The sequence below is a fragment of the Psychrobacter sp. KH172YL61 genome, from assembly GCF_007182895.1.
GTDB lineage: Bacteria > Pseudomonadota > Gammaproteobacteria > Pseudomonadales > Moraxellaceae > Psychrobacter > Psychrobacter pacificensis.
This window is the reverse complement of record NZ_AP019516.1, coordinates 521,903-536,091: the sequence shown is the minus strand read 5'-3', so window position 1 is coordinate 536,091 and position 14,189 is coordinate 521,903. Positions and strand designations below refer to the sequence as shown.

Sequence of the window (14,189 nt, the reverse complement as noted above, 5' to 3'; positions counted from 1 at the left end):
CTCATTTATAGCAACGCTGATAATACATCAGTTAAAGCCCCTAACCCACCACCTGCCAATAAAAACAGCAACCCTGCCATATTAATGACAACGGTCAAATAATAAGTCACTCGAAACTCAGGCTTTTGTGATTTGTGCCGCAGATACGTCTGAGCCAATAACGCCCCTACCCAACCGCCAAGCGCACTCAGCACGTGTAATGTAAACTCAGGTGTACGCCAGTCGCCACTTTGAGCAGCAGCTTTGTCTTTGGCATACATGGCGTAAGTGATCACGCCCAACGCTGCGTACCAAACCACCACCAGCCAGCTTAGTTTACCTGTCGCTGCTAATAGAGCTAAAACACCATAAAAGCCAGTCCAAGAAACGAGCGTTTCTTTTGTTCTGCTTCAAACTCTGCTTGCTGACTGCGTTTTTGGTTGCGCTGACGGATTTGCTGATTTTTTTGTGCCATTTTTTGTTGTACAAAGTGCAACTCTTGTACTTCTGTTGCCCGCAAGCGCCCTTGATCGTCTTGTCCGATACTAAAGACGACTTGCTCGCCAACATTGGGACGGCGCTTTGCTCTAAACTCACTCACGTGAAAGAAGATTGAATCCCCTGCTTCGGTTTCGATAAAGCCAAACCCTTTATCGTCCTGCCATTTTTGACAGTGCCTTGTTGTTTATTCACCACCGACACCTCATATCTTTTAGAATTGCCAATTATAGTACCTCATCTACGTTACATTATTGACGCTTACATCTGGCCTTAGATGGCTTATTATTTCTTACACTATAATACGGCATCCAGATTCCTTATTCTTTTATTCCAGCAACCGATGGCTTTTTTATTATGACTCAATCTCAATTTATTAATCCAAATGAAGACACGCGCATCACCTTTGGTAGCCTTGTTAGCCTACACTTTGAAGTATCACTAGAAAACGGCACGGTCATTGACTCAACGTTTAGTCGTGATGCGCCCGTCTCTTGACTATCGGCGATGAAAGCTTGTTGCCAGGGTTTGAGCAGGTACTTATGAATCTACGCGCAGGCGACACGCGCACAGCTCACCTTGAGCCAGAGCAAGCATTTGGTGACTGGAATCCTGAAAACATCCAACATTTTAGCCGTACTCAATTTGCGCTCGTCGCTGACAATCCAGAAGTCGGTATGATGGTTGAATTCGAAGACAAAGGCAAAAATACCTTGCCCGGTACGATCAGCGCCATTGATGATGACCAAGTCGAAGTGGACTTCAATCATCCGCTGGCTGGGCAAGACGTATTATTTAAAGTAAAAATCTTTAAGGTCACACCACCTGGCGTCACTGGTATACAACTTATGTAGTTGTCCAAACGCACAATCCACAATAAAAAACGAGAAAGGACAATCGAATGCAATATACAACGTTACCGCAATTCGATGAAAAAGTATCTAAGATCTGTCTAGGTACGATGACTTGGGGACAGCAAAACACCAAGGCTGAGGCACACGCCCAGATGGATATGGCACTGAGTGAAGGCGTCAACTTTTGGGATACAGCAGAGATGTATCCATCACCACCAGATAAAGACAGACAAGGTGATACCGAACGATTCATGGGTACTTGGTTTGATAAAACCAAACAGCGTGACAAAGTCATCCTTGCCAGCAAAATATCACCAATGGATTTTTTTGCGTGATGGTCAAACACGCTTTAACGCGCAGCATATCAGCAGCGCTATTGACGGCAATCTTGAGCGCTTGCAAACCGATTATATCGATATTTATCAGCTGCATTGGCCTGAACGTCAAGCGAACTTTTTTGGTCAGCGCGGCTATACAGAGGACATGGCAGCACAGTCATTAGATGACTTAACGCCATTTTTAGAGACCATTCAAGCATTAAATGATGAAATCAAAAAGGTCGCATTCGTGCTTATGGTTTATCAAACGATACGGCATGGGGACTCATGCGCTATCTATGGGAAGCGGACAAAAATGGCTTGATCGCGCCTATCACGGTGCAAAACCCATATAGCCTATTAAACCGTTTATACGAAGTTGGTATGGCTGAGATTGCCCATCGCGAAAACGTGGGGCTACTTGCTTACTCGCCACTTGGTTTTGGCGTATTGTCTGGTAAATATCTCGATGGCAAGCGTCCAGATGGCGCACGCTTGACGATGTATGATCGCTATGCCCGTTATACCAATGAGCAAGCGGTATCAGCGACCGAGCAATATGCAAAGATCGCCGCTGATGCTGGGTTGGACATGGCGCAAATGTCATTGGCTTTTGTCAATTCACGTCACTTTGTCACCAGCAATATCATTGGCGCGACGACAACCGAACAGCTCAAATCAAACATTGATAGTGTCAATGTGGAGCTAACAGCAGATGTATTGGAAGCGATTGAAGCGGTACACGCGCAGCATCCCAATCCATCCCCTTAGTTCGATCTAGATCAGCGGTCTATAAATTGCTACACCTGCATTTATTATAGACACAAAAGGCGCAAATCGCAGTCATATATATAACTCGCGATTTGCGCCTTTTTATTAACTAAGCTAGTTTAGCTATAAATAATCAATCTTCAACGGGTACACGAAGTACTCGTGAATGCAGTTCTGCCAACCCTTCTTGCATACGTGCTTGCAACAAATTGGTCAGCTCGCTTTTGGTACAGCCTTTTGGATCTATCGGTGCCAATGGCAATACATACGCGGTGACATCTTTGCTATCGAGCACTTTTTTCATGCTGTCGGTCATTGTCATCTTGCCATAGTATGGCAGCGCGTCGCTAAGCGTGCCATCTTTATCGACATAAGCGATAACAATGGGTCTGATAGGCACATCAGCATCTATCGCTGACTGGAGCAATGTCCCATGAATACGCTTGATTTTTTTTGCCACTGGTGGTGGTCGCCTCAGGGAAGAAAATCACCGAAAAACCTTTGGCTAAAAAATCAGCAATCTGTGATGACACTGAGCCTGCATCACCGGAGCCGCGCTCGATGAAAAGCGTGCCTGCCGCATGCGCGAGCTTACCGAACACAGGCCACTCACCAATCTCAGCTTTGGATAAAAGAATGCTGGACTCACGGTACCAACGATAGGAATATCCATCCATGATACATGATTCGATACCCACAGGCCGTGATGCTGCTTTACTGGTTCGACTTCAACGACCTTTACCCCAAATGAGCCTGCCATCTTGCGACAAAACGTCTGAATATAGCGTGGCAGTTTTTCGCGTGGTGGCTGCTTGAATGCCCCAATGCGTTGAGCGGCACGCATACCACCAGCGATGGTGGTGGTCATGCCAGCAATTTGCTTACCGCGTCCCAACTGTCGTCTGAGTGAAAAGCTTGATTTAGCTTGGCTCATCTTCGCCCCTCATGATTAAATAACGGGTGTTTAATAGTCAAAAAACGAGCCCAGTATAACAAAGTTCATACGCTCAGTGATAGGGTGTCCATTCAGTGGGTGCTCACTTTTATACAAACGGGCAATAAAGCAGATTTATAAAAAATTAATCCCAGTCATCGCTGTAACATAAAACCATCGCTAATTGTGCTCATACCCTTTAATATCAAGTGATAAGACCACATATAGATACTCATATGAACGCTATGCCAAGCCTTATTGAGCTGCTGATAGCGAGACATTTACTTTATTAAATAGGTGATACTCTTTGGATTATTTTGAAAGACATGAAGGTGGCGAGCGCGCCATTATTGTACATTTAGACATTCGCCAAATTCAAGATCCTGACGATCTAGGCGAGTTTGAACTACTAGCAGATTCAGCAGGTGCCGATCGCTTGGCACTGGTCACAGGCTCACGTGCACGCCCTGACGCCAAGTATTTCGTTGGTAGCGGTAAAGCGGAGGAAATTGCAGAACTGGTGCGCGAGCATGATGCGGATATTGTACTGTTCAACCATAATTTATCGCCCTCACAAGAGCGTAATATCGAAGCTTTGGTGAAATGCCGTGTACTGGATCGTACTGGTTTGATTTTAGACATTTTCGCTCAGCGTGCTCGTACTTACGAAGGTAAGCTACAAGTAGAGCTGGCGCAGCTGAACCATTTATCGACACGTTTGGTCCGTGGTTGGACGCATTTGGAACGTCAAAAAGGGGGTATTGGCTTACGTGGCCCCGGCGAAACCCAGCTTGAGACCGATCGTCGCTTGCTACAAGTGCGCGTCATGCAGCTCAAAAGTAGAATTGAGAAGGTCAGACAGACTCGTGCTCAGGGCCGGGCACGTCGCCAAAAATCAGACGTACCCACTATCTCACTGGTTGGTTATACCAATGCGGGCAAATCCACTTTATTTAATCGCTTAGTCGATGAAAATATCTACGCAGCTGATAAGCTATTTGCGACACTCGATCCAACGCTACGCCGCTTAGACTGGCAAGGTGTGGGACGTGTAGTCTTGGTTGATACGGTAGGTTTTGTCCGTCATTTGCCGCATGAATTGGTTGAATCCTTTCATGCAACGCTAGAAGAGACGCTAGAGGCGGACTTATTATTACACGTCATCGATTCTTCTAGTGAAGATATGCATGAGCAAATTCAGGCGGTCAAAGAGGTACTGGCTGAGATTGATAACGATGTGCCGGTACTCAATGTTTATAATAAGATTGATTTGACTGACGAGCCTGCACGTATTGGTTATGCTAGCGAAGGTCAACCTAATCGTGTCTATGTGTCTTCTAGAGAGAACTTAGGCATAGAAGAGTTGTCATTAGCCGTGCAGCAGCTACTAACTGGCACATTGACCACTTTTGATTTGACGCTACCCTATCATGCAGGACAGTTAAAAAATACCTTGTACGAGCTTGGTGTTATTGAAGAAGAAAGCTATGATGATAGCGGCCATGAGTGCTTGACGATTCGCTTGCCAAGCGATAGACTAAGACAACTACTCGGACAAGCCAATCTCAAGCCCACCGATGTATTACCGCTTGCACAAGCAACATTGCTGATGCCAGTACTTGAGGAATTTGAGCAGCCCGACGAACATGAAGTTGAAGAGCCGACGATGACAGCAGAAGAAGAAAGAGCATTTGACGAATTTAATGCGCTCAATTCACAAACCGCTGATTCTGAAAAATAGTCGCTGCTGAAAAACGATTGTTGACGTCAATAGATAAGTAAACCTTTGATTCATACTGTTAGACAGCAATCTTTTTATACAGTAGGTTAAAATAGCATAGACGATATCAATCGATATCGTCTATTTTTTTGAATGTGTCTACAAGCTTTATTAGTAAGCTTATTCTCTATATAATCAACGGTTATACATTCAACAAATATTGATAGGTAATACTCGCCACTCAAAAGTTGAAATGTCACTACTGTCTATTATCAGCGTTCATAATATTATTTTTCACGTTATATTATTGATACTATCGCCCGCTCGTTTTTATAAACTCATCACCTATATCTGACTTGGCCACACTGCTTATGAAGCCTGCCCACCTCCCATCTCCCGCTATGGATTTCGTTAATTTTAACGTTGATTATGGTTATCGTTGTCCGAGAGACGGCTGTGGTTCTTTGTCAGTTGGCGGGTATCGAAAAAGCCGCCAATATTGTCGGCTTGGTGGCAATGTTTGTTATCTTGATGATATGGCGATTGCTCAAAGGGTTGCCTAACTGGCTCACTCAAGCCAGTAACACCCTCCCTCGTCGATAGTGGTTTTGCATTTCTGCCCGTCTCAGCGGGTGCAGGCTTACTGCTATTCGCGCTAGGAGATGAGCTGTTGGGCGTGATGGTCACAATGATAGTAAGCACGCTCATACCGATGTGGGGACTCGCGCTACTGGCCAATCGCTGGTTGAATCAAGATGCCAATGCCGACAGCGGCACGACTAATCAGCAAAAGGAACAGCCGTGAGCTGCGGAGAGATATTATGACTTTTGACAGCGTATTTATGGCGACCTTAGCAGCCGTACTCCTAACCTTGGTGGCACACGTCATTGCACGTGTGTTAGCGCGTAAATTATCATGGTTACCAATGGTAATTACCGCGCTCGTTTTGGTACTGGTCTTCTTATTTTTATTGCAATGGGATTATGACAACTACTACAGCGCGGCCAAGCCTATATTCGATCATCTATTAGGATATGTCACAGTACTTTTGGCGGTGCCACTAGCCGCAATGAACTTTAAAGGACTGCCTGTCAAAAAGCTCTCGTTGATCGTTGCTATTGCTAGTGTCATTGGCGCCCTACCGCCCATGTCATTGGCTTATCTATTTTCATTGAGTCACGACAGCATACTTGCTTTTGCTACCCGTTCTGTGACTACTCCCATTGGCCTCAGTGTTGCAGACTTAATCAATGCGCCATTAGCACTGGCGAACCTGATCATCATCGTCTCAGGTCTCATTGGCGGCGCTGTCGCCCGTTTTTTGTTTCGCGGTATCAATGATGATCGAGCTAAAGGTCTTGCACTTGGACTGGCTGCTCACGCATTTGGTACAGTAGAAGCGTGGCAAATCAGTCACACAGCGGGACGTTATGCAGCATTTGGCTTGGCAGTGAACGGGTTGGTTACTGCAGTTTGGGTACCTATCTTTATCAGTGCTGTCGGTATCTAGACTGATTTTGCTTACCGCTTTGACAGATGACTGAGCACTGTTTCATCATTTCAATCATTATTTTTATTGTTATTGCTTACTCAGTAACGAGACTAATAGACATGACATTTGGCTCATCCAACCATTGTCATCACCTTTGCATTTTAGAGAATTAAAATAAGGTATGCATCAAAAAAGTGCTTGCCTATAATCCAATATAAACAGATATTTAACAATCTTCAAAAATATAGCACTTTGATTTATTTAAGTTTGTTTAACGATAAAAATTTGATTTTACAACTTATTTTGTCAATCTGATGCGGTAAAAAGTTATTATATGTTATAGTAAGCAACTATTATTTTTTGTATCTATTGCAAGTGGTTCTTGTTAAACGTGGTATTTGCTAGGTGGCTATATCGATGACGAGCTATAAAAATCCTGCAACCCCGATGACCGCTTAAGCGCGTAAAATGACGTGTCTATAGGCAAAACAATTTGCTATTATTCGATAAAAAGTGATAACACTATGATAAATACTGCTACTTTGATTATTCGCTGTTTGTCTCCTATTTTATTAAGTGCGATTGCCCTCTCTACTTTTTTCTACTGCTGCCAACGCTGGCAATATGTATATCTATAAAGACAAAGCTGGGCAAGTACTACTGACCAACGTCAATCCTAGTGGCAATTTTGATAAATTCACTAAGAAAGTTAAAGTCACTTATTATAAAGACTCTAAAATGTATGACGGCATTAATAGTAGCAATGGCTATGGTAGCAGTGCCGCTAGCAAGAGTGGTAGCCGCAATGCTTACGACAGCTACATTCGCGCCTCTGCTGAACGTAATGGCGTAGATCCTGCCCTTATGAAAGCAATGATGCATACCGAATCCGCTTTTAATCCCAATGCTCGCTCACCTGTCGGTGCGCAAGGCCTCATGCAGTTAATGCCAGCGACGGCTCGTCGCTTTAATGTAAGTAACCCTTGGAACCCTGCAGACAATATTGAAGGCTCAGCCAAATATATCGCTTGGCTCATGCGCCGTTTCAACAACAATGTCGAACATGCAGTAGCTGGCTACAACGCTGGGGAAGGTAATGTCGATAAATACGGCGGTATCCCTCCTTTTAAAGAAACCCGTAACTATGTGCAAAGAGTCATGAGCCGTTATCATAGCTTGTATAAGAATGATGCTGGGCTATCTGGCGCCAGTATGAGTGTCAGCAATCAAACGAGTAGCACCATTAACAGTGGATTGCGCAATGTCAGTTACGGCACTAGCAATAATGTAAATAGTGCCAGCTATGCTAACTCAGCTTATGATGCTTTACGCTAAGCCAGAGCTAAGCTAGAAATGAAATAGACCGGTGACCTAAAGCCAGACACAAAAAAGCCCGTTAAGAAATTAACGGGCTTTTTTTGTGCTTGGACGCTTTATATCTTGATAGGTCATCAGTTATAAAGATAAACTGTGAGCGCTGAATCAGCACTCACAGTTTTTCCAATATGACTTAGTTCTTACTTGGTGCTTACTTGTTAGCAGCCTGAGTTGCAGCAACTTCAGCAGCGAAGTCTTCTTGCTTCTTCTCAATACCTTCACCAACTTCTAGACGTTTGAAACCAAGTACTTTTACGCCTTCAGCTTTTAGGACATCACCAACTTTTTTGTCGTTGTCCATAACGTATGGCTGACGTAGCAAAGTTACTTCGTCTAGGTACTTACGTAGGCCACCTTCGATCATTTTTTCAACGATGTTGTCAGGCTTGCCAGACTCTTTTGCTTTGGCTTCGATGATGTCTTTTTCGCGTGCCAATACATCAGCAGCAACGTCTTCATCATCGACAGCAACAGGGTTGAATGCTGCAATGTGCATGGCAAGATTTTTGCCAGTGTCAGCGTCGCCACCTTCATAAGAAACCACTACACCGATACGTAGACCATGACGGTATGCAGCGATGTTAGCGCCTTCAAGTACTTCAACACGGCGAACCTGAATGTTCTCACCGATTTTTTGTACCAAAGATACACGTGCTTCTTCAACAGTCTGACCATCACTATAAGGCAATTCAGAGATAGCAGCAACATCAGTGACGTTGTTTTCTAGTGCAACGTTAGCCACTTTTTCTGCAAATGCTGTGAAGCTGTCGTCTTTTGCAACGAAGTCAGTTTGGCAGTTAACTTCTAACAAGAACGCTTTGCTGTCGTCTTGAGCGATGATGATAGCGCCATCAGCTGCGATGTTACCCGCTTTTTTAGCTGCTTTTGCTTGACCAGATTTACGTAGGTTATCAATGGCAACCTCAACATCACCGTTTGATTCTTCTAACGCTTTTTTACATTCCATCATGCCAAGACCAGTACGGTCACGCAATTCTTTTACCATTTTGGCAGATACTTTTACTTCTGTCATAAGAGTCACCTTAGTATAGTTATGTATAAGAGGAATTAATGTCTATTCGATATCTTAATGTTGCTTTAAATCTAGCAAGACCGCTCATTTTGAGTCATTACTAATATAGCCATCAATGATGTCAAAAGATAAAATCTTAAAAACATAGCGCTATAGCCAGTACGAACGATAATACTCGCCCATTAGCTACTCAGTTATGTATAACGGCCTCATTAATAATGCTCTATTCAATAACAAGGCATGACGAGTAAAACTACATCATGCCTATTATGAGCTTATACGCTGTTCATAACATTATATGGATGCTGATAGCTACACTATCAAGACATCCTTACAAAGTTAAACTTTTTAACTCAGCTATTTACTCTGCTGGAGTTGCAGCTTCTTCTGCAGCTGGTGCTTCTTCAGTAGCAGGTGCTTGCTCAGCTTTACCGCCAGCTTGAGTTTGTGCGTATTCTTTACCAGCGATGATAGCATCAGCCATAGAAGTTACGTACAAAGTCACAGCACGGATAGCATCATCGTTAGCTGGGATGATGTAGTCAACGTTGTCTGGGCTAGAGTTAGTATCAACGATACCGATAACTGGGATACCTAGGTTTTTAGCTTCTTTAATAGCGATTGCTTCGTGATCTACGTCTACAACAAAAATAGCATCAGGTAGGCCGCCCATGTCTTTGATACCGCCTAGTGAACGCTCAAGTTTTTCCATATCGCGGGTACGCTCTAGCGCTTCACGCTTGGTTAACTTCGCAAAAGTACCGTCTTCTGATTGCTTCTCTAGCTCTTTTAGACGGTTGATTGACTGGCGTAGTGTTTTCCAGTTAGTCAACATACCACCTAACCAGCGATGGTCAACGTATGGCATACCAGCACGAGCTGCCTGCTCACGTACGATACCGCTTGCAGCACGTTTAGTACCAACAAATAATACTTTGTTTTTCTTAGCAGCTAGGCCGTTTACGTAAGTCAACGCTTCGTTGAACGCTTTTACGGTGTGCTCTAAGTTGATGATATGGATTTTGTTACGTGCGCCAAAGATGTATGGACCCATTTTTGGGTTCCAAAAACGTGTTTGGTGACCAAAGTGAGCGCCAGCTTGTAGTAAGTCGCGCATTTCGATTTTGGTTGGATTCTTTGTAGCCATGAGAATATATCCTATTGGTTGGTTATGCCTCCACATCACAAAAACAGCCTATTTGGCGACACGCATCTGCTACTGACTAGTCTTTATTACTAAAGCCCTAATGGTTCGCAAATTAATCAAGTCGCCAAACACCCAGCAATTTTTTTGCCATGATGTGTGTGTCATTGGTTGGTTTCAAAAATAAGCCATTGTACGTTTAAACTAATTATATCTAAACTGTAAAAATAGCTGCGCTGTATTTTATCACATAATACCTTAAAGTCTCCAGCAGTTTATTCATAGTGCCTCAATGCGTTACAGACACAGTAGATCGGTGGTGCAATAAAAAAAGCGACACATTCGTATCGCTTTTTTATTTCTGGCTTTAGACTTTATATGAATGGTTCCATATTAGATTATGCAATACAGATACCAATCACAGCCTTGTAACCGCGCCATGTGAATGGCGTGATATAGCTTTGGCGATCTCTAGGTAAGTAAGACACACTTGGTGCGCTTTCAACAATCTGTGGCGTAGAGATAATGAATTCAGAACCAAATTCTGTACGGGCATTACCAGAGATAGTATTGGCCATTTCACCCAGCAAGTCTTTCATCATCGTGATCGAAGAGTCAGGCTCACCCATCACATTTATCACTTCTCGCAACATTACGCTTGGTGCGCTGACATAGACACAGCCTTCAAGAGGCCCTGATATCTTAATGACACCACTATAATCAAAACCAATCGCCGTTTTATTGTTGTTCAAATAAGGGGTATCGATAGACACCTCTGAGCCGTCGATCTGCGCAAAGAACGCATTGATCGAGCTTAGAAACACACCCAACTTTTCTACTTTAAACATAATATATTAATATCCATCTGTATTACGTGGCAGCAGCATTAGTCCTGCAAACAAACCACAATCTCGCCAACTTGTGAGTGCCAAGTGATGGGAATGATAAAAGAACGCTCATCGTTCGGCAACACAATACTTTGCGGTGCGCCTTTGAACACAAACGGCACAGAGATATGAAACTCAGAGCCGAACTCTTTACGCGCATTACCCGAAATCGTGTTGGCAACTTCACCAGCCAAATCGATGTAGTTTTCCTCATTCTTATCGGTCTCGCCCATGCTGTCCAATATTGAAGACAGTAATTGACGAGTTGCCGAAAAATATACCACGCCTTTTTGTCCACCTGATATACCAATAACGCCTGTATAATCGTGGACTTTTGGCTGTTTGTTTTCTAATAAGTAAGGAGTGTCAGCAATTAGCTCTTCTCCACCAAACTGATTAAAATAGTTACTAATAATACTCAAAAAAATCTGTAGCTTTTGTTCTTTCATAATGGCATCTGCTTTAATCGATGAATGGTATTAGTCTTGCATCAGCTCATACAAAGACTCCACGAGCTCCTCTTCTGAGAAAGGCTTGCACAAGAAACCGCTGGCACCTAGTGATAAAGCTTCGATACCAGTGGCCTTATCAGACAACGCTGATACGACCAAAATACGTACATCAGGATCAATCGCAATGATTTTTTCGATACACTCAAGTCCGTCCATTTGTGGCATGGTCAAGTCCATGGTGATCACGTTAGGACGATGAATGTTAAATTTTTCAATGGCTTGAACGCCGCTAGTCGCTGTTGCAACCAGCATAAACTTTCCTGAGTCGTATGCGCGCTGAATACGGTTTCTGATAATATTTGAATCATCAACAATCATTAATTTATGCATAACTTGTCTATTACCTTTAATGAAATGCTTGTCGTCCCTGACAATATGTTTACTGTTTTTAATTAAGCTTTTGGTAACGTAATGACAAACCGTGTCATTTGACCCAGCTCACTATTTACGTTCAGCTTACCATTGTAGTCTTTTACTTGCGCTTTGATGATATCCAGTCCAACGCCGCGTCCACCATCTTCATCTGCGTTTTCTTTGGTTGAGAAGCCAGAAGAAAATAACTGCTTGAGTAAATCGCCTTGACTGAGCTGGCTTGCTTCTTCCTCACTAAAGCGACCTTCTTTGCTTAGCTTATTACGGATGCTGTCATAATCGATACCTTGGCCATCATCTTGCACTACTAGTATGAAATCTGAACCGTTATCTTGTACTTCTAAGTCAATCGTACCGACTTCAGGCTTACCAGCCGAATGACGAACACTTGGTGCTTCGATACCGTGCACAACTGCGTTTCGTAGTAACTGGATACTGATTTCTTTAATTGGCTTGGCAAGATGCTCTGGTATGTGAGTTTGCGCCAGTGTCGTGCTTTTTAGCTGTACTTGCTTGCCTTGTCTAGCGGCAATCTCTTTTGCAAAGTCATTGTAAAAAGACAGTCGATCATCATTGCTTTCACCGTCTAGATCAATATCTAAACCGCCATCAGTGCTGATGCTACTCGCTGGCTGACTATTTACCGCAGCTGTTTTTGCCACGCTGTCTTTTAAAGCAGAATCGCTTAATGGGGCTTGCGTATTGGCTGTCGCCGCTTTAGGCGGTGCTGAGCGGTTAATACGTTCACCCAAGGTCGCAATGGTATTTGATAGACTTAGTAAGTCATCTAAGTGTACTGCCAACTGTAAGAAATCATTACCCGATAGCTGGCCTTGATTTTGCAAGGCATGCAATTTGTCTTCTGCTTCTGACGCAATTTTAGTAAAGCTATGCAGTTTTAGTGCCGATGCCTCACCTTTCAAGCTGTGCATTTCACGATAGATCGCATTTAGTTTGCCTTCAAGCTCGTATTGTGAGCTACCAGGATTTTTCAAGATGTTGTTCATACGCTCGATATGCGCTTGGGTGTTGCTAATGAACTCATTAATGATCTTTGGATTTACATTCAAGATAGTGGTTAACATCTCAATCTGCATATCGTTTTGCGAGCGTTCTTTTCTAAACGCTGCTCTAAGTAAACAGCATCTGACACGTCATTGACGTTGACCAAGATACGTGCGATGTCTTTGTCTTCATAAACACGTGAGAATTTAAAGTCTAAGAAGCGATTGTTAAGTCCTTTATCATCAGAGCTGTTATGTAGCATCACTTTGTGCAAAGGATTTAGAGAATCTACCAATTTTTCTTTAACTCGAGGATTATAAAGCTGCTCAATGAACTGCTGAGTGGTCTTAAGATCTTTGTCAGAAATACGACCACGCAAGACGTTGGTAAAGTTTTCTCCTGCTAGCCTATCAGAACCAACGATACTGTTTAGCGCGCGCGAGTGCTGCTGACCAATATTTAAGTCTTTGTCCAGTAGGAATAGGCCCGTATTTACCGTTTCCATAATCTCTTGCGTTTCGCGACGAGCAGCAAATGCCTCAGCATCGGTCTCACGTAAGCGGCGTACAAAGAAGAATACGAAGATCAAGAAGTAAGCAAAAATCGCAACAACCCCAAGTGCCTGAATTAGACGAATGGTATTGGCTTGGCGCTCTGCATTACTAAATACGTCGCGTGTCAGATTATCTAGCGAGTCGTTGATCAGCAAACTGGAGGTTTTGGCTTGCTCATAAGCTAATGCCAGCTCATCTGAAGAATCAATCCGGATATCACCAGCAGTTTCTAAATAATTGACAATTAGTGGTTTTAGAGTATTCCACTCTTCCCGTGCCTCTTCTAAAGCTGCCAACTCACCCGCTGTCTTGATACTAGGAATATTATAAACAGTACCTGCGGCATCGGTATATTTCGAACCCTCACGCATACTGATAAGCAATTGATCGATTTCTTGAGTGTTACTCTCCAACCTTTCCCTAACACGCTTTTGATGGGGGAGTTAATATGCTCCCCACACTACTTTGCAAGTCAAACAGATCCTTAATAATCGCTTGAGCATTATTAGCTGTTTTATTAGATATATTTACAAGTGTTGTATTACGTTCAAGAACACTTGATGTATAAAACGTAAAGGCGAGCAACACCCCAATCAATGCCAAGAAGGCAGCGATGGACAGAATCAAACCTCGGTAACGGGAGCTACCATTTTGAGTTGATACAGTCATAGCATATTCCTTTTAATATAGATAAATTCATATTTATTATTTATTTAAAAATAATACGTTCCATCACTAT

15 protein-coding genes and 3 pseudogenes are annotated in these 14,189 nt (G+C 43.2%); 7 read left to right on the top strand and 11 right to left on the bottom strand.

Annotation, left to right across the window (positions count from 1 at the left end; all coding sequences use genetic code 11):
• Positions 1 to 5: 5 nt before the first annotated feature.
• A complete protein-coding gene (locus PKHYL_RS02715; protein ID WP_240365918.1) occupies positions 6 to 302 on the bottom strand; it encodes a DUF1294 domain-containing protein in 297 nt (98 codons plus the stop codon).
• Positions 303 to 337: 35 nt separating this feature from the next.
• Entirely contained in the window at positions 338 to 592 is a 255-nt protein-coding gene (locus PKHYL_RS02710) for a hypothetical protein (protein WP_240366484.1), read from the bottom strand.
• 242 nt (positions 593 to 834) lie between these two features.
• Here PKHYL_RS02710 and PKHYL_RS02705 point away from each other — a divergent pair.
• Together PKHYL_RS02705 and PKHYL_RS02700 are read left to right on the top strand one after the other, a co-directional pair.
• Positions 835 to 1,331, top strand: a pseudogene (locus tag PKHYL_RS02705) (FKBP-type peptidyl-prolyl cis-trans isomerase).
• Between the two features lie 47 nt (positions 1,332 to 1,378).
• Positions 1,379 to 2,419, top strand: a pseudogene (locus tag PKHYL_RS02700) (aldo/keto reductase).
• Between the two features lie 133 nt (positions 2,420 to 2,552).
• On the opposite strand, the pseudogene PKHYL_RS02695 reads toward PKHYL_RS02700, so the two are convergent.
• A pseudogene (locus tag PKHYL_RS02695) lies at positions 2,553 to 3,353 on the bottom strand (lysophospholipid acyltransferase family protein).
• Between the two features lie 307 nt (positions 3,354 to 3,660).
• Between PKHYL_RS02695 and hflX the strand changes: the two are divergent.
• The 5 genes from hflX to PKHYL_RS02675 all read left to right on the top strand — a co-directional run bounded on the left by hflX (position 3,661) and on the right by PKHYL_RS02675 (position 7,901).
• Entirely contained in the window at positions 3,661 to 5,094 is a 1,434-nt protein-coding gene (gene hflX, locus PKHYL_RS02690) for a ribosome rescue GTPase HflX (protein WP_240365917.1), read from the top strand.
• Positions 5,095 to 5,502: 408 nt separating this feature from the next.
• Complete coding sequence (locus tag PKHYL_RS02685; protein WP_240365916.1) at positions 5,503 to 5,676, top strand: hypothetical protein; 174 nt, start codon at positions 5,503 to 5,505, stop codon at positions 5,674 to 5,676.
• Between the two features lie 67 nt (positions 5,677 to 5,743).
• Complete coding sequence (locus tag PKHYL_RS17065) at positions 5,744 to 5,878, top strand: hypothetical protein (protein WP_269778227.1); 135 nt, start codon at positions 5,744 to 5,746, stop codon at positions 5,876 to 5,878.
• 16 nt (positions 5,879 to 5,894) lie between these two features.
• On the top strand, positions 5,895 to 6,584 hold the full coding sequence (locus PKHYL_RS02680) for an LrgB family protein (RefSeq protein ID WP_240365915.1): 690 nt from the start codon (positions 5,895 to 5,897) through the stop codon (positions 6,582 to 6,584).
• Positions 6,585 to 7,148: 564 nt separating this feature from the next.
• Positions 7,149 to 7,901 (top strand): lytic transglycosylase domain-containing protein, encoded by a 753-nt coding sequence (locus PKHYL_RS02675; protein WP_240365914.1) that lies wholly within the window; start codon positions 7,149 to 7,151, stop codon positions 7,899 to 7,901.
• Positions 7,902 to 8,094: 193 nt separating this feature from the next.
• Here the strand turns inward: PKHYL_RS02675 and tsf are convergent, their stop codons facing one another.
• The 8 genes from tsf to PKHYL_RS02635 form a co-directional block, all read right to left on the bottom strand.
• Positions 8,095 to 8,976 (bottom strand): translation elongation factor Ts, encoded by an 882-nt coding sequence (gene tsf, locus PKHYL_RS02670; RefSeq protein ID WP_240365913.1) that lies wholly within the window; start codon positions 8,974 to 8,976, stop codon positions 8,095 to 8,097.
• Positions 8,977 to 9,337: 361 nt separating this feature from the next.
• Positions 9,338 to 10,123, bottom strand: coding sequence for a 30S ribosomal protein S2 (gene rpsB, locus PKHYL_RS02665; protein WP_186475105.1), 786 nt, complete (start codon positions 10,121 to 10,123; stop codon positions 9,338 to 9,340).
• A gap of 395 nt (positions 10,124 to 10,518) precedes the next feature.
• Complete coding sequence (locus tag PKHYL_RS02660; RefSeq protein ID WP_093067793.1) at positions 10,519 to 10,968, bottom strand: chemotaxis protein CheX; 450 nt, start codon at positions 10,966 to 10,968, stop codon at positions 10,519 to 10,521.
• 38 nt (positions 10,969 to 11,006) lie between these two features.
• On the bottom strand, positions 11,007 to 11,456 hold the full coding sequence (locus tag PKHYL_RS02655) for a chemotaxis protein CheX (RefSeq protein ID WP_240365912.1): 450 nt from the start codon (positions 11,454 to 11,456) through the stop codon (positions 11,007 to 11,009).
• Positions 11,457 to 11,486: 30 nt separating this feature from the next.
• Positions 11,487 to 11,849, bottom strand: coding sequence for a response regulator (locus PKHYL_RS02650; RefSeq protein WP_058025789.1), 363 nt, complete (start codon positions 11,847 to 11,849; stop codon positions 11,487 to 11,489).
• A 62-nt stretch (positions 11,850 to 11,911) separates the two neighbouring features.
• Positions 11,912 to 12,976, bottom strand: a complete 1,065-nt coding sequence (locus tag PKHYL_RS02645; RefSeq protein WP_240365911.1) for an ATP-binding protein — start codon at positions 12,974 to 12,976, stop codon at positions 11,912 to 11,914.
• On the bottom strand, positions 12,970 to 13,863 hold the full coding sequence (locus PKHYL_RS02640; protein WP_240365910.1) for a hypothetical protein: 894 nt from the start codon (positions 13,861 to 13,863) through the stop codon (positions 12,970 to 12,972). Before PKHYL_RS02640 ends, PKHYL_RS02645 begins: the two co-directional genes overlap by 7 nt.
• A 7-nt stretch (positions 13,864 to 13,870) precedes the next feature.
• Entirely contained in the window at positions 13,871 to 14,119 is a 249-nt protein-coding gene (locus tag PKHYL_RS02635; RefSeq protein ID WP_240365909.1) for a hypothetical protein, read from the bottom strand.
• Positions 14,120 to 14,189 lie beyond the last annotated feature (70 nt).

Coding starts and splice junctions, on each gene's coding strand:
- PKHYL_RS02685 (WP_240365916.1), top strand. CDS start 5,503: ATGGTTATCGTTGTCCGAGAGACGGCTGTGGTTCTTTGTCAGTTGGCG.
- PKHYL_RS02680 (WP_240365915.1), top strand. CDS start 5,895: ATGACTTTTGACAGCGTATTTATGGCGACCTTAGCAGCCGTACTCCTA.
- tsf (WP_240365913.1), bottom strand. CDS start 8,976: ATGACAGAAGTAAAAGTATCTGCCAAAATGGTAAAAGAATTGCGTGAC.
- rpsB (WP_186475105.1), bottom strand. CDS start 10,123: ATGGCTACAAAGAATCCAACCAAAATCGAAATGCGCGACTTACTACAA.
- PKHYL_RS02660 (WP_093067793.1), bottom strand. CDS start 10,968: ATGTTTAAAGTAGAAAAGTTGGGTGTGTTTCTAAGCTCGATCAATGCG.
- PKHYL_RS02655 (WP_240365912.1), bottom strand. CDS start 11,456: ATGAAAGAACAAAAGCTACAGATTTTTTTGAGTATTATTAGTAACTAT.
- PKHYL_RS02650 (WP_058025789.1), bottom strand. CDS start 11,849: ATGCATAAATTAATGATTGTTGATGATTCAAATATTATCAGAAACCGT.
- PKHYL_RS02645 (WP_240365911.1), bottom strand. CDS start 12,976: ATGTTAACCACTATCTTGAATGTAAATCCAAAGATCATTAATGAGTTC.
- PKHYL_RS02635 (WP_240365909.1), bottom strand. CDS start 14,119: ATGACTGTATCAACTCAAAATGGTAGCTCCCGTTACCGAGGTTTGATT.